At 63.1% G+C, this 24,295-nt stretch carries 25 protein-coding genes and 1 pseudogene; 11 read left to right on the plus strand and 15 right to left on the minus strand.

The genetic code is table 11. The features are described from left to right. Positions 1–56 precede the first annotated feature (56 nt). Together ACKFRY_RS00255 and ACKFRY_RS00260 are read left to right on the plus strand one after the other, a co-directional pair. Positions 57–1,094: a methionine ABC transporter ATP-binding protein gene (locus ACKFRY_RS00255; RefSeq protein ID WP_408919219.1), complete on the plus strand. Its 1,038-nt coding sequence runs from the start codon at positions 57–59 to the stop codon at positions 1,092–1,094. After that, the gene (locus ACKFRY_RS00260) at positions 1,091–1,771 is read left to right on the plus strand and encodes a methionine ABC transporter permease (protein ID WP_005322670.1); all 681 of its coding nucleotides are present in this window, start codon (positions 1,091–1,093) and stop codon (positions 1,769–1,771) included. The genes ACKFRY_RS00255 and ACKFRY_RS00260 overlap by 4 nt, the downstream gene beginning before the upstream one ends. A gap of 36 nt (positions 1,772–1,807) precedes the next feature. On the opposite strand, the gene ACKFRY_RS00265 is transcribed toward ACKFRY_RS00260, so the two are convergent. Beyond that, positions 1,808–2,668, minus strand: a complete 861-nt coding sequence (locus ACKFRY_RS00265; protein WP_408922964.1) for a sucrase ferredoxin — start codon at positions 2,666–2,668, stop codon at positions 1,808–1,810. Positions 2,669–2,778: 110 nt separating this feature from the next. On the opposite strand from ACKFRY_RS00265, the gene ACKFRY_RS00270 reads away from it, so the two are divergent. Next, entirely contained in the window at positions 2,779–3,336 is a 558-nt protein-coding gene (locus ACKFRY_RS00270) for a hypothetical protein (RefSeq protein WP_005326812.1), read from the plus strand. Here the strand turns inward: ACKFRY_RS00270 and ACKFRY_RS00275 are convergent. Both ACKFRY_RS00275 and ACKFRY_RS00280 read right to left on the minus strand, forming a co-directional pair. Beyond that, the gene (locus tag ACKFRY_RS00275; RefSeq protein ID WP_408922965.1) at positions 3,333–4,856 is read right to left on the minus strand and encodes a DNA polymerase Y family protein; all 1,524 of its coding nucleotides are present in this window, start codon (positions 4,854–4,856) and stop codon (positions 3,333–3,335) included. The genes ACKFRY_RS00270 and ACKFRY_RS00275 overlap by 4 nt on opposite strands. Continuing rightward, entirely contained in the window at positions 4,853–5,449 is a 597-nt protein-coding gene (locus ACKFRY_RS00280) for a hypothetical protein (protein WP_408923435.1), read from the minus strand. The genes ACKFRY_RS00275 and ACKFRY_RS00280 overlap by 4 nt, the downstream gene beginning before the upstream one ends. 130 nt (positions 5,450–5,579) lie before the next feature. Between ACKFRY_RS00280 and ACKFRY_RS00285 the strand changes: the two genes are divergently transcribed. Continuing rightward, positions 5,580–5,999, plus strand: a complete 420-nt coding sequence (locus ACKFRY_RS00285) for a hypothetical protein (protein ID WP_150851532.1) — start codon at positions 5,580–5,582, stop codon at positions 5,997–5,999. Positions 6,000–6,136: 137 nt separating this feature from the next. After that, entirely contained in the window at positions 6,137–7,174 is a 1,038-nt protein-coding gene (locus ACKFRY_RS00290) for an HNH endonuclease signature motif containing protein (protein ID WP_005326818.1), read from the plus strand. Between the two features lie 67 nt (positions 7,175–7,241). Here ACKFRY_RS00290 and guaA read toward each other — a convergent pair whose 3' ends face one another. Beyond that, positions 7,242–8,816 carry a glutamine-hydrolyzing GMP synthase gene (gene guaA / locus ACKFRY_RS00295; RefSeq protein ID WP_005322684.1) on the minus strand — a complete coding sequence of 525 codons (1,575 nt, stop codon included), beginning with the start codon at positions 8,814–8,816 and terminating at the stop codon, positions 7,242–7,244. Positions 8,817–8,849: 33 nt separating this feature from the next. Between guaA and ACKFRY_RS00300 the strand changes: the two genes are divergently transcribed. After that, the gene (locus ACKFRY_RS00300; RefSeq protein ID WP_005322686.1) at positions 8,850–9,221 is read left to right on the plus strand and encodes a hypothetical protein; all 372 of its coding nucleotides are present in this window, start codon (positions 8,850–8,852) and stop codon (positions 9,219–9,221) included. Positions 9,222–9,332: 111 nt separating this feature from the next. On the opposite strand, the gene ACKFRY_RS00305 is transcribed toward ACKFRY_RS00300, so the two are convergent. Both ACKFRY_RS00305 and guaB read right to left on the minus strand, forming a co-directional pair. Continuing rightward, on the minus strand, positions 9,333–10,496 hold the full coding sequence (locus ACKFRY_RS00305) for a GuaB3 family IMP dehydrogenase-related protein (protein ID WP_250408761.1): 1,164 nt from the start codon (positions 10,494–10,496) through the stop codon (positions 9,333–9,335). A gap of 7 nt (positions 10,497–10,503) precedes the next feature. Further along, positions 10,504–12,024 (minus strand): IMP dehydrogenase, encoded by a 1,521-nt coding sequence (gene guaB, locus ACKFRY_RS00310; protein ID WP_408922966.1) that lies wholly within the window; start codon positions 12,022–12,024, stop codon positions 10,504–10,506. Between the two features lie 119 nt (positions 12,025–12,143). Here guaB and ACKFRY_RS00315 point away from each other — a divergent pair, with 119 nt between their 5' ends. Continuing rightward, positions 12,144–12,515, plus strand: coding sequence for a DUF5319 domain-containing protein (locus tag ACKFRY_RS00315; protein ID WP_005326826.1), 372 nt, complete (start codon positions 12,144–12,146; stop codon positions 12,513–12,515). A 3-nt stretch (positions 12,516–12,518) separates the two neighbouring features. Here the strand turns inward: ACKFRY_RS00315 and ACKFRY_RS00320 are convergent, their stop codons facing one another. Together ACKFRY_RS00320 and ACKFRY_RS00325 are read right to left on the minus strand one after the other, a co-directional pair. Continuing rightward, positions 12,519–13,274, minus strand: coding sequence for a hypothetical protein (locus ACKFRY_RS00320; protein ID WP_250408759.1), 756 nt, complete (start codon positions 13,272–13,274; stop codon positions 12,519–12,521). 65 nt (positions 13,275–13,339) lie between these two features. After that, the gene (locus ACKFRY_RS00325) at positions 13,340–13,912 is read right to left on the minus strand and encodes an RNA polymerase sigma factor ShbA (RefSeq protein ID WP_250408757.1); all 573 of its coding nucleotides are present in this window, start codon (positions 13,910–13,912) and stop codon (positions 13,340–13,342) included. 306 nt (positions 13,913–14,218) lie between these two features. Here ACKFRY_RS00325 and ACKFRY_RS00330 point away from each other — a divergent pair, with 306 nt between their 5' ends. After that, a complete protein-coding gene (locus ACKFRY_RS00330; RefSeq protein ID WP_005326832.1) occupies positions 14,219–14,521 on the plus strand; it encodes a WhiB family transcriptional regulator in 303 nt (100 codons plus the stop codon). A gap of 9 nt (positions 14,522–14,530) precedes the next feature. Here ACKFRY_RS00330 and ACKFRY_RS00335 read toward each other — a convergent pair whose 3' ends face one another. Beyond that, positions 14,531–14,728: a daunorubicin resistance protein gene (locus tag ACKFRY_RS00335; protein ID WP_179387409.1), complete on the minus strand. Its 198-nt coding sequence runs from the start codon at positions 14,726–14,728 to the stop codon at positions 14,531–14,533. Positions 14,729–15,073: 345 nt separating this feature from the next. On the opposite strand from ACKFRY_RS00335, the pseudogene ACKFRY_RS00340 reads away from it, so the two are divergent. Next, positions 15,074–16,335 (plus strand): annotated as a pseudogene (locus ACKFRY_RS00340) (IS3 family transposase). 63 nt (positions 16,336–16,398) lie between these two features. Here the strand turns inward: ACKFRY_RS00340 and groL are convergent. From groL to ACKFRY_RS00360, 4 genes are all read right to left on the minus strand, one after another. Then, entirely contained in the window at positions 16,399–18,015 is a 1,617-nt protein-coding gene (groL, locus tag ACKFRY_RS00345; protein ID WP_005326837.1) for a chaperonin GroEL, read from the minus strand. An 8-nt stretch (positions 18,016–18,023) separates the two neighbouring features. Further along, complete coding sequence (groES, locus tag ACKFRY_RS00350; RefSeq protein ID WP_005322702.1) at positions 18,024–18,317, minus strand: co-chaperone GroES; 294 nt, start codon at positions 18,315–18,317, stop codon at positions 18,024–18,026. A 186-nt stretch (positions 18,318–18,503) separates the two neighbouring features. Continuing rightward, the gene (locus ACKFRY_RS00355) at positions 18,504–19,745 is read right to left on the minus strand and encodes an FtsX-like permease family protein (RefSeq protein WP_250411585.1); all 1,242 of its coding nucleotides are present in this window, start codon (positions 19,743–19,745) and stop codon (positions 18,504–18,506) included. Continuing rightward, the gene (locus ACKFRY_RS00360; RefSeq protein ID WP_408922967.1) at positions 19,729–20,334 is read right to left on the minus strand and encodes an ABC transporter ATP-binding protein; all 606 of its coding nucleotides are present in this window, start codon (positions 20,332–20,334) and stop codon (positions 19,729–19,731) included. Before ACKFRY_RS00360 ends, ACKFRY_RS00355 begins: the two co-directional genes overlap by 17 nt. 112 nt (positions 20,335–20,446) lie before the next feature. Between ACKFRY_RS00360 and ACKFRY_RS00365 the strand changes: the two genes are divergently transcribed. After that, complete coding sequence (locus ACKFRY_RS00365) at positions 20,447–21,589, plus strand: sensor histidine kinase (RefSeq protein ID WP_408922968.1); 1,143 nt, start codon at positions 20,447–20,449, stop codon at positions 21,587–21,589. Then, positions 21,586–22,221, plus strand: coding sequence for a response regulator (locus ACKFRY_RS00370; protein WP_408922969.1), 636 nt, complete (start codon positions 21,586–21,588; stop codon positions 22,219–22,221). The genes ACKFRY_RS00365 and ACKFRY_RS00370 overlap by 4 nt, the downstream gene beginning before the upstream one ends. An 18-nt stretch (positions 22,222–22,239) precedes the next feature. On the opposite strand, the gene ACKFRY_RS00375 is transcribed toward ACKFRY_RS00370, so the two are convergent. Continuing rightward, positions 22,240–23,700: a fibronectin type III domain-containing protein gene (locus tag ACKFRY_RS00375; protein ID WP_408922970.1), complete on the minus strand. Its 1,461-nt coding sequence runs from the start codon at positions 23,698–23,700 to the stop codon at positions 22,240–22,242. A 122-nt stretch (positions 23,701–23,822) separates the two neighbouring features. Continuing rightward, on the minus strand, positions 23,823–24,251 hold the full coding sequence (locus ACKFRY_RS00380; protein WP_005322709.1) for a hypothetical protein: 429 nt from the start codon (positions 24,249–24,251) through the stop codon (positions 23,823–23,825). Between the last annotated feature and the right edge of the window lie 44 nt (positions 24,252–24,295).

The raw sequence follows: 24,295 nt of genomic DNA on the forward strand, positions 1-24,295 counted from the left end.
ACCCCGCCGGAGCCCCCGGCGGGGTTTGGCACTTTCCTAGCTAAGGACGCAAACACGTGGCAGATTCCACCCACCGCGGCACCCGCATTGAGTTCCGCGAGATCACCAAGATCTTTAAGCAGAAAAAAGCGCGAATTAAGGCGCTCGACCATGTCTCCATGACCATCGAGCCTGGCGAAATCGTCGGCATCATTGGTTATTCCGGCGCCGGCAAGTCCACCCTCGTGCGCATGATCAACGGCCTGGACACCCCATCCTCTGGCGAGCTACTGCTCGACGAGACCAATATCGTTGGCATGTCCGAGCGGAAACTGCGTGGCATTCGCCGCAATATCGGCATGATCTTCCAGCAGTTCAACCTGATGAGCTCGCGCACCGCGGCCGGCAATATTGAATACCCGCTGCAGCTGCAGGGCGTCGGCAAGCAAGAGCGCGCCCAGCGCGTGCAAGAGCTGCTGGACTTCGTCGGCCTGGGAGACAAGGGCAAGAGCTACCCGGAGCAACTTTCCGGTGGCCAGAAGCAGCGCGTTGGCATTGCCCGTGCGCTGGCCACCAACCCTTCGCTGCTGCTTGCCGACGAAGCCACTTCCGCCCTCGACCCCACCACCACGCAGGAAGTCCTCGACCTGCTGCGCCGGGTGAACAAGGAACTCGGCATCACCATCGTGGTTATTACCCACGAGATGGAAGTCGTTCGCTCCATCGCCGATAAGGTCGCCGTGATGGAAAACGGCCGCGTAGTAGAGCAAGGCAGCGTCTATGAGGTCTTCTCCAACCCGCAGACCTCCGTGGCCGCCAAGTTCGTGGCCACCTCGCTGCGCAACGAACCCGACGTCGTCGAAACCGACGACCTGCTTGCGCACGAAGGCCGTCTGTTTACCATCAACCTCACCGAGGAATCCGGCTTCTTCACCGCCGCCGCTCGGCTTAAAGAGGCCGGCGTGTCCATCGCCGTCGTGCACGGCGGTATTACCACGTTGCAGCAGCATTCCTTTGGCAAGCTGACCGTGCGGCTTAGCGGCGATAATAACGCCATCGAAGAGTTCTACCGCACGCTTTCTACCACCACCCAGATTGAGGAGATTGCACGATGACCGTCACCAACCTCGCCCAAGCCAACTGGGACCGCCTCGGCCCTTCGCTCGCCGATGCCATCGTCGATACCCTCATCATGGTGTCGACCACCCTCATTGTCTCCGGCATCCTCGGCCTTGGCCTAGGCATGCTGCTCTATACCACCCGCACGGGCGGCATCCTGCAAAACAGGTTTGTCTACGTCATTGTGAACCTGCTGGTGAACTTCGTCCGCCCCATCCCGTTCATCATCTTGCTGGCCTTTGCCCAGCCGTTGACCGTCGCTGTAATGGGCGGCTCCATCGGCCGCGGCCCGGCCACCTTCGTCATGGTGATCGCCGCAACCTTCTCCGTGGCCCGCGTGGTGGAGCAAAACCTCGTGGCCATCGATCCCGGTGTTATCGAGGCCGCCCGCTCCATGGGTGCCTCGCCGTGGAAGATCATTACCTCCGTCATCGTTCCGGAGGCCCTCGGCCCGCTGATTCTGGGCTACACCTTCCTGTTCATCGCCATCGTGGATATGTCCGCCATGGCCGGCTACGTCGGCGGCGGCGGCTTGGGTGACTTTGCCATCGTCTACGGCTACCGCGCCTTCGAGTGGGAAGTCACCGTCGTGGCTACGCTCATCATCATCGTGCTGGTGCAGGCCGCCCAGTTCCTCGGCAACTGGCTCTCTTCCAAGGTCATGCGCCGCTAGCCCCCGCTTGCCGACGCCGCCCCCGCCCCGCGCAGCCTACTCCGCGACCGGCTCCACGCCGGTCGCTACGATGGCTTGGCCTTTCTTCGGCGCATCGCCGCAGGAGGAGACCACGCCTTCTACCTCGCGCTCCTCGAGCGCCACGCGCCAGCGCCGGCCGTCAGTGTGGCTGACCTCGCCGCCGTCGGTGGCGGTGAGCTGGCCATAGGAGAGGTCCTCGCCGGCGTCGATAAGCGAGCGGGCCACCGCCAACTCCGCCACCTGGCCGCGCGGGCCGAAAATACCGCGCCCGCGATTTACCGGGTAGAAATACTTCCCCTTCGCCGCCGCCGCAATCATCTGCGCGGCGGCTTCTTTATTCATGCGGCCAAAGGAATAGGCCCATGGCATAAGCATGACCGACGGCGCGAACCGGTGCCCCTTCGTGTGCGAGGTCTCCCACACCATATCCGGGTAATCCGCCACCAGCTCCGCGGCCAGCGGCCGGCCCTTGACCGCACAGCACGTATCGCGCTTCGCATGCGTGCACACCAGCACCAGCGGCGTATCCAAAGCGCCGCCCCCATTGCGGCCAGGCCCGGTCAGATCCAGATCGAGGATTTTCTCTGGGCCCGTCAGCAGCACGAGTTCCATCACGCCCTGTTCGGCCCACACCAGGTAGCAGCGGTGCATCTTGCCCACCTGGCGACCGTTGCGGCCCGGCCGGCGAATAAGCTGCAGCCCCGCCGCGCCCTTCAGCTTGGACTTAAGCTGCGCTGTGAGCTCCGGCCCAAAGGTATCGCCATCAAGCACGTCTCGCGACCATCCACCCGGCCACTCGAAAAGCACATAGACGGATTCCTTCTTCGCCGTGCCCGGCAGCGGCTCTACCTGGATATCTGAACAGAACTCGGTCATATACCTAAGCCTAACCTTTCTGCATTCCAGCTCACACCCTTGGCAACAATTCGGCCACGAAGTACCCCCTCAGCTATACAGTTCACGGCCGAAAATATAACCTAGGGGACATGTTGAAAGTCCGTCTCGCCGCAACGCTTCTCGTCGCTGCTTCTCTCAGCGGCTGCGCCGCCCACGAGACGGACCGCACCACCATGGCCGCGTCTGCGGATAACTCCCAGCTCAATCCGCTAGGCCAGGCCAATATGGAGATGAAAACCCTCCGGCCGCAGGCGCCCTCCGAGCTCACGGTGACCGACGTGCGCATCGGCCGGCACGAGGGTTTTGAGCGCGTCGTCTTCGAGCTCGACGGCGGCGGCACTCCCGGCTGGTTCGTGGACTATGCCGACACGCCCACGCAGCAGGGCTCCGGCAAGACCATTGACCACTCCGGCGAGACCGCACTCAACGTCAATATCGACGGCGTGGTCTACCCCTTCGAGGCAGGCAAGGACGATCCCCGCATCGGCGTGGTGGATGCCCCTACGGAAGGAATTGTCACCCAAGTGGTCAATGGCGGCACCTACGAGGGCCGCTGCCAATTTGTCATCGGCATGACCTCTCGCAAGCCTTATTCCGTGCAGGTGCTCGATAACCCCACCCGCCTCGTGGTCGATATTCGCGATTAATAGGTCGCCTCAACCCGCCAGCGACCGCCGGACCATACCAACAGCCAGGCCCGCTGATGCTCTTCGTGGTCGGATTGGCCCACCACCTGCAGGCGCGCTACGTGTTGCGGGGTATCGGTCCACCACTGCGTATCCACCGGCCACGGCCCGGCCCAGCCCAGCACGCGGAAGCGATGCGCGCCCCAGCCCAAGGCCACCGGCACCCCGGACAAGAGGGCCTCGGCGGTAACGAAGACGGGGCGCCCGGCGGCGTCGATAAGCCGAATGCGCGCGGCCGGGTGGTTCGGCCCACCGCCCAGCCGCGCGGGCAGGGGCGCGGGAATGCGGCCGGGCCACTCGCCGTCCGGCGGGGCGTCGCGCTGCTCGCCATAGGGCACATACTCGATGCGCTCGGCCACCCCACGGCCGCCCACCGCCCGCGGCTGCAGCACACGATCCACCCCCAGCTGCGATTGCACGCGGGCGATCACGCGCTTGACCTGCTCCTGCGAGCTCTCCCCGCCCCAGAGACCTGCAGCGGACGGGGCGGCGACCTCCACCGGCTCCAGCGCTAGGCGGCGAATGGCCGCGCCCTCACCAGTAGCGCGCGTGAGCCAGCCATCGAGCTGCCAACGCACGCGGTCCGCGGTGGCCTGTTCCGTCAGCGCTTCCTGTGTGCGCCATACCCGCGCCAGCTCCTCACCGGTGCCAAACTCCGCCACCACGCGCAGCCGCAGGCACACCTTGCCGGCCTCTTCCAAGCGGGCATGCAGCCGGGCCGCTAACTGGCGAGCTGCGAAGGCGGCCGCGTCCACACGCTCGATGCGCTCTTCCATTTCCACGGCCAGGTCTGGGCGCGCCAACTCTGGGGCCACGCGCCTATCCGCACGGGCCTGGGCCAGTTCGTGGGCGCGCCGGCCAGGCTCGCCAAACCGGGTGGCTACCTGCTTAAACGGCAGCGCGGCTAAGTCGCCCAGGCGTCGCACGCCCAGCTTGTCCAGCTGTGCGATAAACCCAGCCTCAAAGCCCAAGGCCTCATCGGCCGCCAGCACGCCTATGGGCTGGGTAGCCAAAAACTCCCGCGAGCCGCCCTCTGGCACCACCGCGCCCACGCCGCAGTACCGGGCTGCGATGACGGCCGTGGCAATCTCATCGGCGACGCCGAGGGTGGAGTCGAAGCCGGCGTACGATGAGGCGTCGACAAGCATCTCTAGTGCTTTCTCTCCGTGGTAGCGCAGCGCCGCGCCCGCATCCACAATCGCCAGGCCCGGGCGCAGCACCTCCACCGAAGACGCCACCGCATCTAAGCCGGCCGCAACCTCCGCAAACGCCGCACCATCCCGATCCGGATTGGCCTCCACCACTGCGGCCTCGGGGCACAGCGCTTGGGCCTGGCGCAGGCGCATCCCCCGCCGCACCCCCGCCCGGCGCGCCTCCTTATCGCACACCGCCACCGCGTGATTGCGCGCAATAACCATAGGGCCCTGCCCGCCGGCGGCCTGGATGGGCCAATCCGGAAACCAGACGGCCGCTACCCTCATACGGCCTCCAACCGGCGACGCTCACCCACCGTGAGCACCCCGCGCGAGGCCCCCTGCTTCGAGGTCACCTGCACGTCCATGTCCACGCCGCGAATGCGCCCACTGCCCTTGCCGACGCCCCGGTAAGCACTCACCCGTGCCCCTATCCCCACCGCCGTGCCCGGCAGCCGGGTGCCGACCGTAAGCACCGCCGCGCGCCCGCTGCGCACCTTCGCCAGCACCGGCCGCGCCTTGGTAGGGCTCACCTCGCCGGGCGGCCCATGGTGGACAACAAGGTCCAGCCCTTCCGCCAATACTCCCGTCACCATCCAGGATTCCAGGCCCGGATCCGGCACGGTTACCACGCGTTCGATAGCGCCTTCCTCGGCCACTTGTGCGAGTAGCAAATCCGGCCACCCCACCACTCCCACATACCCGCCACGGGCGGTGAGGTGACAGATAAGCTCCACCACCAGCGCCGGGCAGCTCGCACAGTGCACCACCTGCCGGCGCGCCAGGCCACCTGCGGGAAGCAAGCGTGCCAGGCCAGGGAGCGTATCTACCAGCTCTTCTTCCGGACCGCACTCCATAGCGCGCATGCGGGTACGCAGCATCGCCACGCGGTCCGACCTACTTAGCCCGGCCACCGCTTTCTCTAGGCGAACGCTCGTTTGACTCACCCGAATAGTATGAACCCTCACCCGGACACATGCAAGTATATGTTCGAATGGTAGCCTTAGCGGCATGAACTTCAACGCTGCCTACGGCGCCATGCGCGAGCACACCACTCCCATCCCTACTCCGCCATGGGTGCGCTTGGGCTCGTCCATCCTCATCGGTGCGGCCGTGGCACTCTTGGCAAGCCGCGCGCATATCTTTGCCGCACTGGTTGGGGCGCTCGTATGCCTCGTGGCGGCCTTCGTCCTCGTCTTTGCCCACCCCTACCGCCGCGCGATGCGTTCCTATGCCAACAAGCGCAATGTCGCTCTAGTTCCTACCATCGCACAGCTCGTGCCACTGATGATTCTGTGGCTTATGGTGATGCTCGCACCCATCGTGGCCCTGCCCGCGTGGGGCGCCGGGCTGGTGTGGCTCGTGGTCTTTGGGCTGAGCTTTTTCGTCTTCCCCCACGTGGATGGCACGCGCCGGCTCGCGTTTGCCTAATCTATACGACACTTTTCGAGGTTATCCACAGCTTTTTCGGCCCACGGCGGGTATGCGGGCCGGGTTATCCACAGAATCGGCCGTAGCGGTTGCGCCGGCCCTGCGCCGGTATGGGTGCGCGCCGTAGCGTTGCAGGCATGAACGCACTCGAGACCTACCTCACCGCCTTGGGCCCTGGCATGGACATCATCGCTGGGTGCCAAGGCATGTCCGGGTCCGAGCTTATGGACCGCGGCGCGCCCGATGCCATCGCCGCCGATCTGCTGCTTTTGTGCGAAAGCTACTTCGGCCGCACCAAATTTACGCGCCTGCAGCGCCGCGCTATTGCCGACGCCCGCCGCAACACCCACTCCATCGCCACCCTTACCGCCCTAGAACGCATTGTTAACCGCGCGCCCAGCAAGAAGCAGGCCTGGCAGCTGCGCGCGGAATGCTGTGCGATGGCCGGCTCGATGAGCCACATCCTTAAACACGCCCGACGGCGCCTGCGGGAGATGAAAGACGACACCGTAAGCCCAGGCGTGCGCACTTACCGACGCCCCAATGATTACTGGACGCTTGCTATCACCGGAACCTCTAGTTTCATCGCGGATCTCAACGCCGCACTGGCCGCGACCGGAAAGCAATCGCTCGAGGCGGTAGAAAAGATCTTCTTTGACCAAGCTGCGGCCGCGCGGGCAGAAGTGGTGACCAATGCCATCGTGCCGTTAGACAAATTCATCCGCATCCGCGACGGCCGCGGCGATGATATCGAGCTCGATCTGACCAATGGCGCCACCATCACCGGCACCGAATATCTGCGCCGCGTGCTCAACGACGTCGGCTTTGCTGGCGACAAAGAAACCGGCTACGTCACGCTCGTGCACCCCGAAGAAGGTCCAGTCAATCTCTACCGCACGGCGCGCGTGGCCAATGACAAGCAGCGCATTATGGCCGCCGCAGAAAACCCACGCTGCGCCTGGCCGGGCTGCAACCAACCGGCCGACCTCTCCCAAGTCCACCACCTCAAGGCGTGGAGCAATGGCGGGGAGACGAATATGAAAAACCTGGTCATGTGCTGCGCTTACCATAATGGCGTCAACGACGATGACCCCAACGCCCCACCTCGGCGCGGCCGCCTCGAGCGGGTGGGCGGGCGCATTGTGTGGCGGCCACCGTTTACCCCACGCGAGTAAGCGCCGCCCGCTAAAACGAGCGAGAAGGCGCTCAGCACTAAACTGAGCGCCTTCTACGCATGCCGTTTTACTCCCACTCGATGGTTCCTGGTGGCTTGGAGGTGCAGTCCAAGACCACGCGGTTGACGTCCTTCACCTCGTTGGTGATGCGGGTAGAAATCTTCTCCAGCACCTCATAAGGCAAGCGAGTCCAGTCTGCGGTCATGGCGTCCTCCGAGGACACCGGGCGCAGCACAATCGGGTGGCCATAGGTACGGCCGTCGCCCTGCACGCCAACGGAGCGGACATCGGCCAGCAGTACCACCGGGCACTGCCAAATCTGGTCATCCAGGCCGGCATTGGTCAGCTCGGTGCGAGCAATAAGGTCTGCCTCACGCAGGGTTTCCAAGCGCTCCTCGGTCACCTCACCGATGATGCGGATACCCAAGCCCGGGCCAGGGAATGGCTGGCGGCTAACGATCTCTTCTGGCAAGCCTAGCTCGCGGCCGACGGCACGTACCTCGTCCTTAAACAGCAGGCGCAACGGCTCGACCAGTTCGAACTCCACGTCATCCGGCAAACCGCCGACATTGTGGTGAGACTTAATATTCGCCGTGCCATCGCCGCCGCCAGACTCGACAACGTCCGGGTACAGAGTGCCCTGGACGAGGTAGTCGACGGTGGAGCCTGCAGGGGCGTCGTCAAGCACGCCTGCAACCGCGCGCTCAAAGGAACGGATAAACTCCGCGCCGATGGCCTTGCGCTTGGCTTCTGGGTCGCTAACTCCTGCCAGCTTTTCCAAGAAAGCAGCGCGCTCATCTGCGGTCACCAGCTTCGCTCCAGTGGAGGCAACGAAGTCCTTTTCTACCTGCTCGCGCTCGCCGGCACGCAGCAAGCCGTGGTCAACGAAGACACAGGTGAGGCGATCGCCAATGGCACGCTGCACCAACGCGGCCGCTACAGCGGAGTCCACACCGCCGGACAGGCCGCAAATGGCGCGACCTTCCTCACCCACCTGTGCGCGGACATCCGCGATGAGCTGCTCGGCGATATTATCGGCCGTCCAATTCTGCTCTAGGCCAGCGATCTCGGTAAGGAAACGGGTAAGCACCTCTTGGCCGTGCGGCGAGTGGAGGACCTCAGGGTGGTACTGCACGCCGGCCATCTGCTTGGCTGGGCACTCCATAGCGGCAACGGGAGCACCGGCCGAGGTAGCAGTAACCTCAAAGCCTTCGGGAGCGGCAGATACGGCATCGCCGTGGGACATCCACACTTTGTGGGTAGCCTCCAGGCCTTCGTGAAGTACACCGCCCTTAACATTCATATCGGTACGGCCGTATTCACGCTCGCCGGTGGAAGAGACAGTGCCACCAAGCGCATGGTTCATGGCCTGGAAGCCGTAGCAAATGCCGAAAACCGGAATGCCGAGCTCAAGTAGCTCCGGCTTGAGGGCCGGGGCACCATCGGCATATACGGAAGATGGTCCACCCGACAAAATGAGAGCGGCTGGATCCTTTGCTTTGATTTCCTCCACAGACGCGGAGTTGGGGACAACCTCGGAGTAAATCTTGGCCTCGCGCACGCGGCGGGCAATAAGCTGCGCGTACTGAGCGCCAAAGTCCACAACGAGGACGGGGCGCGGGGTAGTATTTGGCTTAGTCACGCCCCATAGTCTAACCCACTAAACTGATAGCTTATGAAGCGCTTGGCTATTGTGCTCGCCGCGAGCCTGCTGTTGTGCGGTTGTGACACCACCCCGACTACGGCCGAGGTGACGTCTGCGCTGGATGAACAAGGCCCGCAACAGGTAACACTTCCGGCCGCGGAAATCTTTGGAAGCGAGTGGGATGAGTGGGTTCCATTGTGCGGCACGCAGCAGGCAGAGCGCGTGGGGCATCCAGAAGTAGCGCAAAATTCGGTGGTTCTACGCGCGAGCAGCGAAGAGAAGGTTGTAGAGCTCAATCCCTCGGGAGTACGCGTGTGCCCAGTCCACAACTCAGGGCAATGGCGGCCAACGACGGACAAGACCACGTGGAGGCGTGAGGGCGGCTGGCAATTGGTTTCCTAAACCACTCTCCTACCTCGCCAACTGGTATCTGTTCGGCGACGAAGGAAGCCCTGAGACAAAGAAACGCGGCTGCGCCAAGAAGGCACAGCCGCGTCAGGACTCTCGCGCGGATTAGTAGCGAACGGCGAGTTCGACCTTCTGGAAGGACTTCAGGTCGGTGTAGCCACACTTGGCCATGGAACGGCGCAGCGCGCCGACCAGGTTGGTGCGGCCAAAGGGCTCGCTGGAGGGACCGTGCAGCACGGTTTCCAGCGACGGGGCGGCCGATTCTTCTGTGGCTTCGGCCGGGGTACCGGTGGTGAGGAAATCGACGTCCAAGTCGGTATCGGCCCCGGAGAACTGGACGAAACCGCGTGGGAAACGCGGGTGGCCGGCCGTGGCAGGCCAGTACCAGCCTTTGCCGCCGGCCTCGCGGGCCTGAGCAAGCAGTGGTCCGAGAACAACACCATCAGCGCCGCAGGCAAAGGCCTTGGCAATATTGCCGGAGTTTTCAAACTCGGTATCGGCGATGATGTGTACGTAGCGGCCGCCGGTCTCGTCGAGGTAGTCGCGGCGGGCTGCGGCGGCGTCGGCAATCGCGGTGCCCATGGCCGAGTCAATGCCTACGGTCTCGGCGTTAGTGGTCACGCCTGCGCCAACGATGACGCCGGCAGCACCGGTGCGCATCAGGTGTAGCGCAGTGGTGTAGTCGGTAACTCCGCCGGCGATGACGGGAACGTCAAGGGAGCCAATGAACTCCTTGAGGTTCAGCGGCTCACCGCCGGTAGCCACGTGCTCGGCCGAGACCAGGGTGCCCTGGATAAACAGCAACTCGGCACCGGCCGCGATGACCTTCGGGGCCATCTCGCGAGCATTTTGCGGAGAAACGCGCACAGCAACGGTAACTCCGGAGTCGCGGACTTGGGAGATGCGCTCGGTAAGGAGGGCATCGTCAAGCGGGGCGGCGTGCAGCTCCTGGATGATGGAGTTATCGCCCGGCTGCGAGTAAATGCGGGCCAGGGCGCCCTCGAGGTCCTTGTGGCGACCCCACAGGCCCTCGGCATTAATGACGCCCAGGCCGCCCTGCTTGCCCATCTCGATGATGAACTCGGGGGTGGCGAGCGCATCGGTGGGGTGGGAAACGAAGGGGATGTCGAAGGTATAGGCGTCGATGTGCCAGGTGGTGTCCACGTCCTTGGAAGAACGGGTACGACGCTGCGGCACGATGGATAGTTGCTCTAGATCGAAGGTGCGGCGGGCCTCGCGGCCGATGCCAATTTCGGCGTATTCACGCATGATATTCCTAGCGGTAGTTTGGTGCTTCTGCGATTTGCTGCAGGTGGTGCGGGTGGGATTCCTTCAAGCCCGCGGCGGTGATTTGGACGAAGCGCTTGGTCTTCAGCTCGGCCAGGGTGGCGGAGCCGGTATAGCCCATGGAAGCGCGCAGGCCGCCGATAATCTGGTGCACGATGGCATCGATATCGCCGCGGAAGGGCACGCGGCCCTCGACGCCTTCCGGAACCAGCTTGTCTTCGCTGCGGACATCGGCCTGGAAATAGCGGTCCTTGGAGTAGGAGCGCTTCTCACCGGAGAGGCCGCGGCCCTGCATGGCGCCCATGGAGCCCATGCCGCGGTAGCGCTTGTACTGCTTGCCCTGGTAGACCACGATGTCACCGGGGGCTTCGGTGGTGCCGGCAAACATGGAGCCCAGCATGACGGTATCGGCGCCGGCCGCCAGGGCCTTGGCGACGTCGCCAGAGTACTGCATGCCACCATCGCCGATAACCGGCACACCGGCCGGGCCAGCTACTGCGGCGGCCTCCATCAGGGCCGTAATCTGCGGTGCGCCCACGCCGGCGACGACGCGGGTGGTGCAAATGGAGCCCGGGCCGATGCCGACCTTGATGGCGTCGGCGCCGGCATCGATCATTGCCTGCGCGGCCTCGCGGGTGGCAAGGTTACCGCCGATGACATCGACCTTGGAACCGAAATCCTTTTGCACGCGGGAGACCATTTCCAGCACGCGGTTGTTGTGGGCGTGGGCGGAGTCGACGACGAGGGCGTCCACGCCGGCGTCGACAAGCGCGGCGGCGCGCTGGTAGGACTCTTCCCCGGTACCGATGCCGGCCGCAACCAACAGGCGGCCGGCCGAGTCCTTGGACGCGTTAGGGTACTGCTCGGTCTTGACAAAGTCCTTGACGGTAATCAGGCCGGTGAGCTTATTATCCGCATCGACGATGGGCAGCTTTTCCACCTTATTGGCCGAAAGCAGTTCGAGGGCTTCCTTCTTGGATACGCCCTCGCGCGCAACGACGAGCGGCATGGCCGTCATGACCTCGCTGACCTTGCGGTCAAAGTCAGGCTCGAAGCGCATATCACGGTTGGTACAAATGCCCACCAGGGTGCCGTACTCGTCTACCACCGGCAGGCCGGAGATGCGGTAGCGGGCACACAGCGCGTCTACTTCCCCGATGGTCATATCCGGGCGGGCGGTGATGGGGTCGGTAACCATGCCGGACTCGGAGCGCTTCACAATCTCTACCTGCTCGGCCTGGTCCTCGGTGGACAGGTTGCGGTGCAGCACGCCGATGCCGCCCTGACGGGCCATGGCAATGGCCATACGCGCCTCGGTCACGGTATCCATGGCGGCCGAGGCAAGCGGGACGCCGAGGCGGATATTGCGGGTAAACTGCGCGCCGGTATCGACCTCGGAGGGCACGATATTGGATTCGGCGGGCAAAAGGAGCACATCATCAAAGGTCAGGCCGCGCAGGGCTACCTTGTTCGGGTCATCTCCACCAGTATGAATACGGTTCTCGCTCATCGAGGTCTCTCCTTAACAGGTTTAGCGGCTAACCCAACTGTAGTGCGTTGCCGGCCGACGACACCATTTGGGCAGGGGGTAAATTGCCTCGGGAGGGTAAGTTCAATAGGCTCGCAGGCGTGAACTTCTTCGCCAATATGCCCCGCGATCCTTTCGCCGATGATCCGAATGACCCCGCCTCCTTCCTAGAGGAAGACGAGCAGGTCATGCCGCTTACCGACGACGACCGGATCGCCATCATCCACGACCTCGCGCTGGTGCAGAAATTCGCGTCCATCCTCGGCCCGCGTGGCATCGATGGCATCTTCTTCCTGTGCGAGGATTGCCAGGAAAACCACTTCTACGAGTGGGACATTATGGCCGCTAATATGCGCGCCACCCTTGAAGGCGAGCTAGCGCCGGTGCATGAGCCAGGCGCCGAGCCGGATCCCTCCCGCTACGTGCCTTGGGACTACGCCTTGGGTTACTTGGATGGCCTAGAGGGCCGCTAGCTTCTACTGCTGCTGGCCCAACTCGATGGTGGTCGTCGGCTCATCCTCAACGTTGGGGTTGGGCTGCGGGTTTGGCTGCACTTGTTCCGTGACCACCACGGTTTCGGTGGCGTATTGAGTTTCGGTCACGGTGACCTGCTCCGGCTGTTGCTCCGGTTGCGAAGCTTCTTCCGCCACGGTTTCGGTGGCAGTCTCCGTCACGGTGTGCGGGGTGGGCTTCGGGTGCGCAGAGCGTTTTTGATCGGCCTCACGGTTGGCGGCGATGGCCTTTTCTTCTTTGCCTTCGGCCTCATCCAGCTTGGCGCGGGCGTCCTTCATCAGTTCGCGAGCGCCTTCAATATCACCTTCGGCCGCGCGAGATTCCATCTCTTCCAGCGTGCCGGCCAGCTCTACGTTGCGGGTCTTATCGCCCTTATCAAAGGTTCCGGCGTGCAGCATGGCTCCACCGGCTCCAGCGATGACTAGCGTTGCGGCCGCCGCACCGATGAGTCCATGCACGAACGGGCCGCCGCGGCGGCGCTTGCGGGCCTGGCCTAGGTCGATGACCTCAGGCTCAGCTTCGGCGCCTTCTACTAGCGGGGCTGGAGGCATCTGCTTATCGACGTCCCCCTTTAACTCCAGCAGCAGCTCCGCCAGGTCATCCTGGCCGTCGGAAGGGTTAGTTCCCTTCGAAAGCTCGGTGAGGAATGCATCATCATCTACCAAGGGCTGGAGCTGGTCTGCAAGGCCGTCATTATCGCCGTGGTGCTTCGGTGCCATGATGGTGTCTCTCCCCCTTCCTTTCTGTTAAGAGATATCTGCTGTAAGAGTCGGCCGCTAGGCCCTTAGCGCGCAGTTTCCTGGGCGGCTTGGAGGGTCTTTCGCAATTGAGCGAGTGCTCGGTGTTGTGCGACACGAACCGCACCTGGGGTGGAACCCACAATTTCCGCGGTCTCTTCTGCCGACAAACCGTTGAACACGCGCAGAATAACGATGTTTTTCGCCTTGTCACTTAACGTATCGAGCAAGGCGCGCATTCTGTTACTACCGTCGGCCTCCAATGCCCACTCTTCAGGGGTGGCGTCATTCGCGGAGTCTTCTGGAATTTCTTCGGTAGGGGTGGACTTATCGCGCCCCATCGCACGATGGGCATCGGTGACCTTATTGAACGCTATGCCGTAGACATAGGCCATAAACGGACGTCCCTTGTCCTCGAAGGAGCCAATAGAGGTGGCCACTGCAAGACAGATCTCCTGGGCTACGTCCTCCGCGGTAGGTTGACGGCCGCCGCCGATGCGGGCGCGGCAGTAGCGCAGCACCTGCGGGTGAATGATCCGCAGAACTTCTTGCAGCGCTCGACGGCTGCCGTCGACGGCATGCGGGACGAGATCCGCTAGCTCCTGTTCCTTATCACTCACGTATGCACCCTCTGACATGTTTTAAACCGGTAACTAACCATATTGGCACAGGGGAAGTTTATGCAAAGGCAACGCGCGGCCCCAGCACGTGCGCAACCCGAGCGGAAGAAAATTCACAAACCGTTAACCTTTGCTGTTTCCGCTGGTAAACCGCGGTGCCGGAGGGGTGATCAAAGGAAGAATACCTAAAAGTCAAAAATAGGTAACCCATCGTTAACCCACGCGCGAAACACTACGTGAGGTTGCTTCCCGCGACACTGCGGAAGCCGCACTAGAATTCTCGCCCTTACAAAGGAGCTAAGTAACGTGTCTCAGCCTCATTTGCTTCCCGGTCCCACCGCTGACCTGTGGGATTGGCAGCTACAAGGCGCCTGCCGCGGAGAAAACTCGGACGTGTTTTATCACCCAGATGGCGAGCGCGGCCGTGCCCGCGCCCAGCGCGAGAACCGCGCCAAGGCCATCTGCAATTCCTGCCCGGTCATTGATCTGTGCCGCGAGCATGCCCTGCAATCCGCCGAGCCCTACGGCGTCTGGGGCGGAATGAGCGAATCCGAGCGCGTCGTTGCGCTGCGCCAGCGCCGCCGCGCCGCCGCGCCGGTCAACGCTTAAGGCAGAAGATTAGGGGGAGACGAGGGCGTCGGCAAGAAAGCGCCCCGTCACCGAGTCTTTCTGCTCGGCTAACTCGGCTGGGGTGCCACGAAAGACCAGCTGGCCGCCGGCCGAACCGGCGCCGGGGACCAAGTCGATGGCGTGATCCGCATGCGCGAGAACAGCCAGATTGTGGTCGATGCAGATGACGGTGTGGCCGGAGTCCACCCGCTCATCACGCCTTGCTCCACGTAGACCGCACCCACACCGCTGCGCTTGGAGCAGGCACCCTCGGAATGCGCGGAAAAGAGTGCGGGTTTGATGCCATTGGCCTTGGCGAAGGCCTTGCGAATGGGGTCGGTATCAGCGGTGCCTTGATGTATTCCACGGCCCTAGCTAGGTACAACAAAACCCGCCACGCGGGGAATGAACTGCTCCCCATTAGTTGGACTGAGAAATCAGTTGCCAACAACTAGTGGGGAGCATTTTCTTTGAGAGCACGTAGTTCGCTGAGTGAAGTTCAGCGTGAGCAGTTAGTGGAGCTTTTCGAGCAGGGAATGGGTTGCCGAGCCGCTGCTCGTGTTGTCGGTGTCTCGAGAGACGCAACGCGTAGACTTTATCGCCGTTTCCAACTGCGTGGCAGACTATGTCTCGTGGAGAAACCAAACAAGCAGCACTACTCCTTCGAGGCGAAGAAGGAAGTTGTAGAACGTCATCTTGCGGGTGAGTCGATGATGGATTCTTGCCCGAGAGTTCAATCTTTCATCCGACCACCTCGTCAAGGACTGGGTGGCTAAGTGGCGCAGAGGCGGCGACGAGGCTCTGCGCCCGAAGCCGAAGGGCAGGCCCAAAGGATCGGCTGCGCCGAAACGCCTCACGGAAGAGGAAAAGCTTCGCCGCCAGGTTGAGCGGCTGGAAGCGGAAAACGCCTACTTAAAAAAATTGCGAGACTTGAGGAACCAGGGACACGCCTGAAAGCCCAGGCAATCGTCATCCTCAAGTCACACCACCGCTTGGACTACCTCCTGGATGCGGCCGGCATGGCACGCTCGACATTCTTCTACCACCAAAAACGACTCACCGCACCGGATAAACATGCCGAGCTCAAACAAGCGATCCGGGACAGTTTTCAGCGCAACAAACACCGCTACGGCTACCGGCGGGTACTGCTCGACCTGCGTAACCAGGGCTGGGTGGTCAACCACAAACTTGTCTACAAGCTCATGCGCGCCATGGGCTTGAAAGCCAAGATCCGCCAGCGCAGGCCCTACATCTCCTACACTGGCACAATCAGCTACATCGCTGAGAACACACTCGAGCGCAACTTCACCCCCGATAGGCTCAACACTGTCTTCGTCAGCGACGTCACCGAGTTCAAAGTCGCTGGCCGCAAGGTGTATCTCTCACCGGTGATGGACCTGTTCGACCGCTCAATCGTCGCCCACACAGTGGCCACATCGCCGTCTACGGCGTTTACCTCGGCTTCGTTGGCGCAGGCGATCAAAGCGTGTGCTCCAGAGCCGGGCTGGATGATCCACACCGATCAAGGATTCCAATACAAGCACTCATCATGGCGCACCCTGATTAGCCAGCACCAGGGAGTCCAATCGATGTCACGCAAAGGCAACTGCTACGACAACGCGGTCATGGAGAACTTCTTCGGCCACCTGAAAACCGAGATGTACCACGGAGAAGCCTTCGACACCGTCGCAGAGTTCAACCAGGCAATCGACGAGTACATCCGGTGGTACAACACCGAACGCATCCAACAACGACTCAAGGGTCTAACCCCGATGCAATATCGAAATCAGACCCTTGAAGCCCTAACCGCCTAGAATTAAACCAGTCCAACTTTCGGGGGGCAGTTCAGAAGCGGGGCGGGTTTTGTTGGTAGCCGTTTAGTGCTGGTGGCCGTGGCCGGCGTCAGCAGGCTGCTCTTCCTGTGGCTTTTCCACCACGGAGGCCTCGGTGGTCAGAACCATGCGGGCCACGGAGGTGGCGTTGACCACGGCGGAGTGGGTGACCTTCACCGGGTCGATGATGCCGTTATCGATGAGGTTGCCGTACTCGAGAGTATTGGCGTTGAAGCCCTCACCGTTGGACATCTCGGCGACGCGGGAGACGACGACGGCGCCGTCGAGGCCAGCGTTTTCGGCGATCCAGAACGCCGGGCGGGTCAGGGCGCGGGCGACGGCGAGAACGCCGACCTTAGCCTCGCCCTCGAAGCCCTCGGCAAAGGACTCGAGTTCCTTGGAAATCTGGACCAGCACGGAGCCGCCGCCGGCGATAACGCCTTCTTCGACGGCCGCGCGGGCCGCGTTGATGGCGTCTTCGACGCGCAGCTTGCGCTCGTTGACCTCGGTCTCGGTAGCCGCACCGACGCGGATGACGGCCACGCCGCCGGAGAGCTTAGCCAGGCGCTCCTCGAGCTTTTCCTTATCCCAGGTGGAATCGGTGCGCTCGATGTCGCGGCGAATGTGCTCGCGGCGCTCCTCTACTGCTTCAGCGGTGCCGCCGCCATCGACGATGACGGTGTCATCCTTGGTGATGGTCACGCGGCGAGCGGAACCGAGCACGTCGAGGCCAGCCTCGTTGAGGTTGACGCCCACCTCTGGGTCGATGACGGTAGCGCCGGTAACGACGGCCAGGTCATCCATGAATCCCTTGCGACGCTCGCCAAAGTACGGAGCCTTCACGGCCGCGACCTTGAGCACCTTGCGGATGGAGTTGACGACGAGCGCCTGCAGCGGCTCGCCCTCGATGTCCTCCGCGATGATGAGGGTCGGGCGGTTGGTCTCGGCGATCTTCTCCAGCAGCGGCAGGAAGTCCGGCAGGGAGGAGATCTTGTTGCGGACGAGCAATACTGCGGCGTCATCCAGCACGGCGTGGTAGGTCTCTTCCTCCGTAGCGAAGTACGGGGAAAGGTAGCCCTTGTCAAAGGAAATACCCTCGGTGACATCGACGGCGGAGTCGATGGTCTGGGATTCCTCGACGGTGACCACACCGTCCTTGCCCACCTTGTCCATGGCGCCGGCAACCATCTCGCCGACCTCCGGGTCGCGGGAGGAGACGGTGGCTACCTGGGCGATTTCAGAGGAGGAGTTGACCGCGGTGGCGCGGGCCTTAAGCTCCTCGACGGCCTTTTCGGCCGCCGCCGCGATGCCGCGGTTGAGCTCGATCGGGTTGGCGCCGGCCGCCACGTTGCGCAGGCCCTCGAAGATGAGCGCCTGGGCCAGCAAGGTAGCGGTGGTGGTGCCGTCACCAGCGGTGTCATTGGTCTTGACCGCAACGGACTTGACCAGCTGCGCGCCGAGGTTCTCGAACGGCTCCTCGATGTCGATATCGCGGGCGATGGTCACGCCGTCATTGGTGACGGTGGGGCCACCGAAGGCCTTGGACAGCACGACGTTGCGGCCGCGCGGGCCGAGGGTGACCTTGACGGCATCAGCCAGCGTATCGACGCCGCGCTGGATTCCCTCGCGGGCTTCTTGGTCGAATGCAATGAGCTTTGCCATAAGTGGGCCTACTTCTCGATGACGGCGAGCAGGTCACGGGAGGACAGCAGCAGGTACTCCTCGCCGTTGTACTTCAGCTCGGTGCCGCCGTACTTGGAAAAGACCACGGTATCGCCCTCGTTGACGCCTACCGGGGTGACCTCACCCTTGTCGTTGGTGCGGCCTGGGCCTACGGCAACGACGGTAGCTTCCTGCGGCTTTTCCTTGGCGGAATCCGGGATAACCAGGCCGGAAGCGGTGGTGGTTTCAGCTTCTACGATCTGTACGAGGACGCGGTCCTCGAGAGGCTTAATGTTTGCCATGATGTTTCCTCCGTAGTGTTCGTATGCGCGCCGGTATGGCGCGCGCGTGCCGGTTGTGGATGTCCAGCACAGCCGTCGTCGCGGGTGAACAACTGTGGGTCAAACAACCTGATTAGCACTCTACCCTCGTGACTGCTAACCCTCAACAATGACCCGGCCCACATTCCGACCCCCTCAGCGATCCCTTCAGCGCTCTCGTTGCCCGGCGCGGACAAAGCCGGCCAGCGCCAGCTTGACGACGCCCACGGCGATAAACATGGCACCAAAAATCACGGCGAAGGCCGGCCACCACAGCTCGTCTACCAGCGTTCGGCCGAAGGAAACCTGTGGGGTGAGCAGGTGGTGGAGTGGGAGGAGCGTCGCCAAGCACAGCGCCCAGACCACGCCGGCCGCAGTCAGGGTGAGGCACGCCGCCTCCCCTACTTGCACGCGCGCCCAGGCCGAGGGAGTGGCGCCAGCCAGCGTGAGGCCGCGGATATCGGAGGCGATGCGCCCGCGCATGAGCAGTGAGGTAAGCACGGCGCCCACGATGCTGGGGGCAAAGACCGGCCCTAAAAGGGCGACAAAGACCTGCCACGAGGACAAGGTGCCGCCGACGCCTGCATCGTTTCCAAAGCGCAGGCCCGAGCCGACGGCGACGATAAAGCCGCCGAGGAGCACCCACGGCACGATGTGTGGGGTGGAAAAGTGCCGGCGCACCCGCACGTTGGCCCCAGCGATGCCGGCCGCGCGGGTCCATTGGTCGATACCGGGCATGAGCCAAGGTAAGAAGAGGGCGACGAGGATGACGAGCCCCATCTCGGCCGACAAGAGGTCACCCGGGTCATCGATGTGCAGGCACCCGTAGACCGTGCCGCCGATAGCCGCGGCCGCAAGCAGGAATTTCACCAGAAGCCACATCGGGTGTGCGGGAGTACGCGGCCGGAACACGCGGCGCAGCGGAGGCAGCGCACCAACCAGGGCCGCGGACGTGCAGACGGATACCGCAATGGCGGTGACCTGGCCGGTAACGGCGATATCCGGCATGGGGATGCCGTCGCTGCGCAGGGCGCGCACGCACGGGTCAAGCAGAGGTCGGGCCGGCAGCACGCCGAGAAATCCGGCAGCCGCGCTGACCGCTGCGACTTGGCCCAGAATGAAGGCAACAATCATCCACCCGGGCATGCCCACCATGCGCCAAGAACGGTAGACCGGCTCGCGCTCGGCGATGATAAGGCGCATCTGCGATAGCGTCACCAACACCACCACGCACAGGGCCATGCCCAGCACCGTGCCACCCAGCGGGCCGGCGGGATTTTCTTCGGCCCCGGAGGAGGCAACCAGCATGGCCAGCGCCAGGGTGCACGAGGTGGAAGACACCACCAGGGTCAGCGCCACGGCCAGCCACGATAGCCAATTGGACTGTAAGTCCTTAAGCCACACCAGCATGGGCCACCTCCTCTAAGGAGATGATCCTGTCGGCCGCCTCAGCGGCGAGGTGCGAGTGGGTCACCATGACCACGCTGGCGCCATCGCGGGCGGCGGCGCGCAGGTGGGAAAGGACGGTGGATGCGGTGGCGTCGTCAAGCGCGCCCGTAGGCTCGTCGGCGAAGATATAGGGCGCCTGGGCCAGCAATGCCCGGGCGACGGCCACGCGTTGCTGCTGCCCGCCGGAAAGCTGCGCGGGCAGGCGGCGCTCCAGCCCAGCAAGGCCGAGCGAGTCAAAGACCTCCGCCACCTTGCCGCGTGTAGGGCGCCGGCCGGAAAAGCGCGCGGTCAAGGTGGCATTGCGCTGCGCGTTGAGGGATTCCAGCAGATTATAGTCCTGAAACACAAAGGCCCGCTGCGTGCGCCCCGGCGCGTTAACTCGGCCGGAGGTGGGCTTATCTAGCCCGGATAGCAGGTTCAGGAGCGTGGTTTTTCCGCTGCCGGAAGGTCCCATGATGGCGACGAATTCTCCTGGGGCGATGGACACATTGACGCGATTGAGCACGGTGTGGCGGCCGTAGCGCTTGCTGAGGTTGTCTGCTTTTAACATGCCTTTGATTCCACTCGGCCGCGCAGAAGAAAGACATGGGGCGGGCCGCCCAGAAAATGGTAGAGCTAGCTCTACTGCCCCACCCTGGGTAAGGCGGCTAGGCTCATGGGTTATGCGAACCCTCAAAGCCTGCGCGTGGAGCCTCGTCCTCGGCGCGCTATTTATCCCGGCGTTGGTGGTTTCGGTGCTGATGCTGCCGTGGATTCCGCTGGTGGGACGAGCCGCGGAATTTGTCGGCCGGTTGGGTGCGCAGTGGATGGGTGTGCAGATCCCACCCCGGCGCGCGGGCCGCTGGTTTGATTGGCAGCAGTTTTATCACCTTATTGTGCAGCTATTGATTTCGGCTGCCTGCTTTGCCGCGTGGACCGCCGTGGGCTTTTCGGCGGGCGTGCTGGCAATTGCGCCGTTCGTGCCAAAGACCGAATTCTACTTTGGCGAGTGGTCCACCACCAACCGGCCGCTCATTTTCTTCACCTGCTGGCTCACCGCGGCGCTGCTGGTGGCTTTATTGGTGGGGCTCAACCGTCTGTTGGTCTTGGCGTCTACCTCGCTGACCCGGCTGGCGTTGAGCCCCTCGGCCGAGGAGTTGGCGGCCTCGCGCGCCACGCTTATCGATGCCTTTTCCGGCGAGCGCCGCCGCATCGAACGCGAGCTGCACGATGGCCCACAGCAGTACCTCACCGCACTCAAGCTCAACCTGGCCGCGGCGAAATTGCAGGCCCCTCCCGAGGCGCAACCGGCCCTGGCCGATGCGGAACATAATGCCTCATTGGCCTTGGCCTCCCTGCGGGCGACGGTGCGCGGCATTGCCCCGCAGGTGCTTTTCGACGCCGGATTAATCCCCGCCCTCGACGAGCTACTCGCCCACTCCGGACTGGAGACCGAACTACACGTCGAAGGTGCTGAGCGCTCCGTGGATGAAACCACTGCCCTGCTGGCTTACCACGCGGTGGCCGAGGCGCTTACCAATGCTTCCAAGCATGGCGCGGCCACCCAGGCGACGGTAACGGTTGCTTTCGGGCAGACGTTGCGCCTAGACATCGTTGATAATGGCACCGGACCCTGCCCCGGCCCCGGAGCTGACTTCGGCCCCGCAGCCAAGAAGCCAGGTGAGCCGGGCACCGGTCTCGCCGGGCTGCGCGAACGCGCCGCCGCACTGGGCGGAACGGTGAACTTTTCGGCAGCAGATGACGCGGCTGCGCGCGAACGCGGTGGCCGACTGCAGGTCGAATTACCGCTGAAGGAGGCCGAATGAAACTACTACTAGCGGAAGATTCCGCGCTGCTGCGCGCGGGGCTCGAGCAGCTACTTAGCACCTTGGGCCACAGCGTTACGGCGGCCACGGATGCCGAAGAACTGCGCGCTATTGCCGGGCAGGAAGATTTTGACCTGATTATCAGCGATGTACGCATGCCACCGACCATGACCGACGATGGCTTGCGCGCCGTGCATGACCTGCGAGCAGCCAATCCCACCCAGCCGGTGGTGGTGTTGAGCCAATACGTAGCGGCAAGCTACCTCGACCAACTCTTGGAGCACGGCGGCTTTGGCTACCTGCTCAAGGAGCGCGTTTCTGATGTGGAAGAATTCGTGCGCACGCTAGACGAGGTCGCCCGCGGCGGCACCGTGGTGGACCCCGAGGTGGTCACAGCGTTACTGTCGGCGCGGCGTACTGGTTTAGCCCAGCTCACCGCCCGCGAGCGGGAGGTACTGGGGCTTATGGCCCAAGGATTGAGCAATAAAGAAATTGAAGACACGCTCGTTCTTACCGCCGGAGCGGTAAGCAAGCATGTCTCCAATGTGTTTATGAAACTCGGGTTTCGGCCCGAGGACGCCAACCGACGGGTCAAGGCCGTATTGGCGTGGCTGCGCCATACAGAGCGCTAGCCGCTGAGGAGACGCTCGCTACTTTTTCGAGCTGAGCCCGCCGAAAATATCGCTGGAGCTCAGGGAGCTGCCGCCCTCCGGATCCTTGGGCACCTCTGGGGTGTCTGGGTCGGTGGACTCGGTGGAGTCGGCGGGGTCGGTGGCGTCGTCGGCAGGCGCAGCGCCGCGATCCTTCTTCTTGAGGGAAACCTTGTCCACCAGCGTGTTATCGCCTTCGTTGAAGGTGGTGAAGGTGAGCTTGTCATCGGAGACGTCCACGCGCATGTAGTCCTCGGTGTAGTCCTGGCGCCACATGGCGGTGGACTCGTGGGCAAGCTTTGGATCGATGGTCTCCATGCGCGCGCCCTTGTGCTTTTTGTTATTCACGTCGGTGAAGTCGTAGTACTTGCCACCGCCCGCGGTGGTGGTGGTCAAGTACAGCGCCTCGCCATCCTTGGGCTCGAGAACGTCGCCGCGCTGCGGCTTCTTTTCAGGCAGGACCGGCTTATTGTTCTTCATCAGGTGGCTGCGGGTGTAGATGTGGTCGTGGCCGGAGAGCACGGCATCGACATTGAGTTCAGACAGCACCGGGGTGAGCTTCTCGCGCAGGTTGGTGACGTCCTTATCAAAGTGATGCGAGCCCTGGGAGTACGGGCCGTGGTGCATGCCGACGACGATCCAGTCATTATCCGCGCCGCGGGATTCGATGGCCTCGCGCAGGAACTGCTCGTGGCGGGCGATATCGGCGTCGGAAGAAGCATTGGAGTCCAGGCCGATGAAGAGTACGTTATTGCGCTCGAAGTAGTGGTCGCGGATATCGTCCGCCTGATGCGGGTTGGAGAAATGCTCATCATGATGCTTCATGGTAAGGTTATAAGTCTCGTGATTGCCCGGGACCGTGTTGGTGGGGATGTGACGAATCTCCGGGGCGGAGAAGTACGCATCGTACTGCGGTACCTGCGCACCCCAGCCCTCAACCTGGTCACCCAGCGACCAGATCATGCTGGCATTCGGCACGTGGGAGGCCGCGTGACCAATGGTCTTGCGCCACTGTTCGGCTTGGTCATCCACCTTGAGGTCCACGCCGATCTGCGGGTCGGCGACGGTAAGGAAGGACCAGTCATCGCCATTGGAGCCGGTGTTGAAGGTCTCTGGTTCGGACCAGCCGCCTTCCTCGGAACCAACGCGGTAGGAGTACTCAGTATCCGGCTGCAGGTCGGTGGCGGTGGCGAACTGGGACTTGTACAGCAAGGCGCCAAAGTCGCGCTCGTCGGCCTGGAAGGTGGTGGTGCCTTCTGGGCCGGTAACCTCGAGGACCTCGTCTGCCTTGGACTTGGTGCGCCAGGTGACCATGACCTGGGATTCATCCTCGCCCGGTTGCAGGATGGTGCGGTAGATGGGCGAGTCAGCGGCCAGCGCCGGGGTGGCGGGCACGATGGCGGCGCCACCCACGGCGAGGGCGGTGGCGAAGGAGGCGACGAAGCGCGATGAACGAAGCATACAGTTTTCACCTTTGGAGTCTTAGAAGAAGCGGTACGGCTCCCTAGAACACCATAAGAATGTGAACACCGTATTACGAGCGCGCGAAAAGCGTTTGAACCCTACCTGTGAGGGGCTGGGGTTTAGAGGCTCTTATCGGAGTTGATAACGGCCGCGCGCCAGAGGGTGTATTCCTCCGGGTTATCTTCGCGGTAGTTCTTCACTGCGCGAATGCCCTGTTCCACGGACTCGATGACGGCATCGATGGTGGTGTCTTCGCCCTCAGCATCGACAAAAATGACGGGGCCGCAGATGGAGCGGATGGGATCCTGCAGGAAAGCGGCGTTTCCAGTGGCAGCCGCGTTGCGCGCCAGGGAGGCTACCGGGTTCGGCTCGGCGCCCTCGGCCTTGGCTTCGGGGTTGTAGAGCGCGGCGTAGGTGGTGCCATCTTCCTGGAATACAACGGAGACGCGGTCCTCGGTGGTGCCGCCCAGGAACTGGTTGGCGTGTTCCAGCTCGAACTCGAGCTTGCGGCGGGTGAGATCAGGGTTGACAAGGAAACCGACGGTCATGAGAGAAAGCTCCTTCAGAAAGCCAAGAGGGCATGAACGCTCTT

Origin of the sequence: Corynebacterium tuberculostearicum (assembly GCF_046097255.1) — a bacterium.
Classification (GTDB): Bacteria; Actinomycetota; Actinomycetes; order Mycobacteriales; family Mycobacteriaceae; genus Corynebacterium; species Corynebacterium tuberculostearicum_J.

Coding starts and splice junctions, on each gene's coding strand:
- ACKFRY_RS00260 (WP_005322670.1), top strand. CDS start 1,091: ATGACCGTCACCAACCTCGCCCAAGCCAACTGGGACCGCCTCGGCCCT.
- ACKFRY_RS00265 (WP_408922964.1), bottom strand. CDS start 2,668: ATGACCGAGTTCTGTTCAGATATCCAGGTAGAGCCGCTGCCGGGCACG.
- ACKFRY_RS00270 (WP_005326812.1), top strand. CDS start 2,779: ATGTTGAAAGTCCGTCTCGCCGCAACGCTTCTCGTCGCTGCTTCTCTC.
- ACKFRY_RS00275 (WP_408922965.1), bottom strand. CDS start 4,856: ATGAGGGTAGCGGCCGTCTGGTTTCCGGATTGGCCCATCCAGGCCGCC.
- ACKFRY_RS00280 (WP_408923435.1), bottom strand. CDS start 5,449: ATGCTGCGTACCCGCATGCGCGCTATGGAGTGCGGTCCGGAAGAAGAG.
- ACKFRY_RS00285 (WP_150851532.1), top strand. CDS start 5,580: ATGAACTTCAACGCTGCCTACGGCGCCATGCGCGAGCACACCACTCCC.
- ACKFRY_RS00290 (WP_005326818.1), top strand. CDS start 6,137: ATGAACGCACTCGAGACCTACCTCACCGCCTTGGGCCCTGGCATGGAC.
- ACKFRY_RS00300 (WP_005322686.1), top strand. CDS start 8,850: ATGAAGCGCTTGGCTATTGTGCTCGCCGCGAGCCTGCTGTTGTGCGGT.
- ACKFRY_RS00305 (WP_250408761.1), bottom strand. CDS start 10,496: ATGCGTGAATACGCCGAAATTGGCATCGGCCGCGAGGCCCGCCGCACC.
- guaB (WP_408922966.1), bottom strand. CDS start 12,024: ATGAGCGAGAACCGTATTCATACTGGTGGAGATGACCCGAACAAGGTA.
- ACKFRY_RS00320 (WP_250408759.1), bottom strand. CDS start 13,274: ATGGCACCGAAGCACCACGGCGATAATGACGGCCTTGCAGACCAGCTC.
- groL (WP_005326837.1), bottom strand. CDS start 18,015: ATGGCAAAGCTCATTGCATTCGACCAAGAAGCCCGCGAGGGAATCCAG.
- groES (WP_005322702.1), bottom strand. CDS start 18,317: ATGGCAAACATTAAGCCTCTCGAGGACCGCGTCCTCGTACAGATCGTA.
- ACKFRY_RS00355 (WP_250411585.1), bottom strand. CDS start 19,745: ATGCTGGTGTGGCTTAAGGACTTACAGTCCAATTGGCTATCGTGGCTG.
- ACKFRY_RS00360 (WP_408922967.1), bottom strand. CDS start 20,334: ATGTTAAAAGCAGACAACCTCAGCAAGCGCTACGGCCGCCACACCGTG.
- ACKFRY_RS00365 (WP_408922968.1), top strand. CDS start 20,447: ATGCGAACCCTCAAAGCCTGCGCGTGGAGCCTCGTCCTCGGCGCGCTA.
- ACKFRY_RS00370 (WP_408922969.1), top strand. CDS start 21,586: ATGAAACTACTACTAGCGGAAGATTCCGCGCTGCTGCGCGCGGGGCTC.
- ACKFRY_RS00375 (WP_408922970.1), bottom strand. CDS start 23,700: ATGCTTCGTTCATCGCGCTTCGTCGCCTCCTTCGCCACCGCCCTCGCC.
- ACKFRY_RS00380 (WP_005322709.1), bottom strand. CDS start 24,251: ATGACCGTCGGTTTCCTTGTCAACCCTGATCTCACCCGCCGCAAGCTC.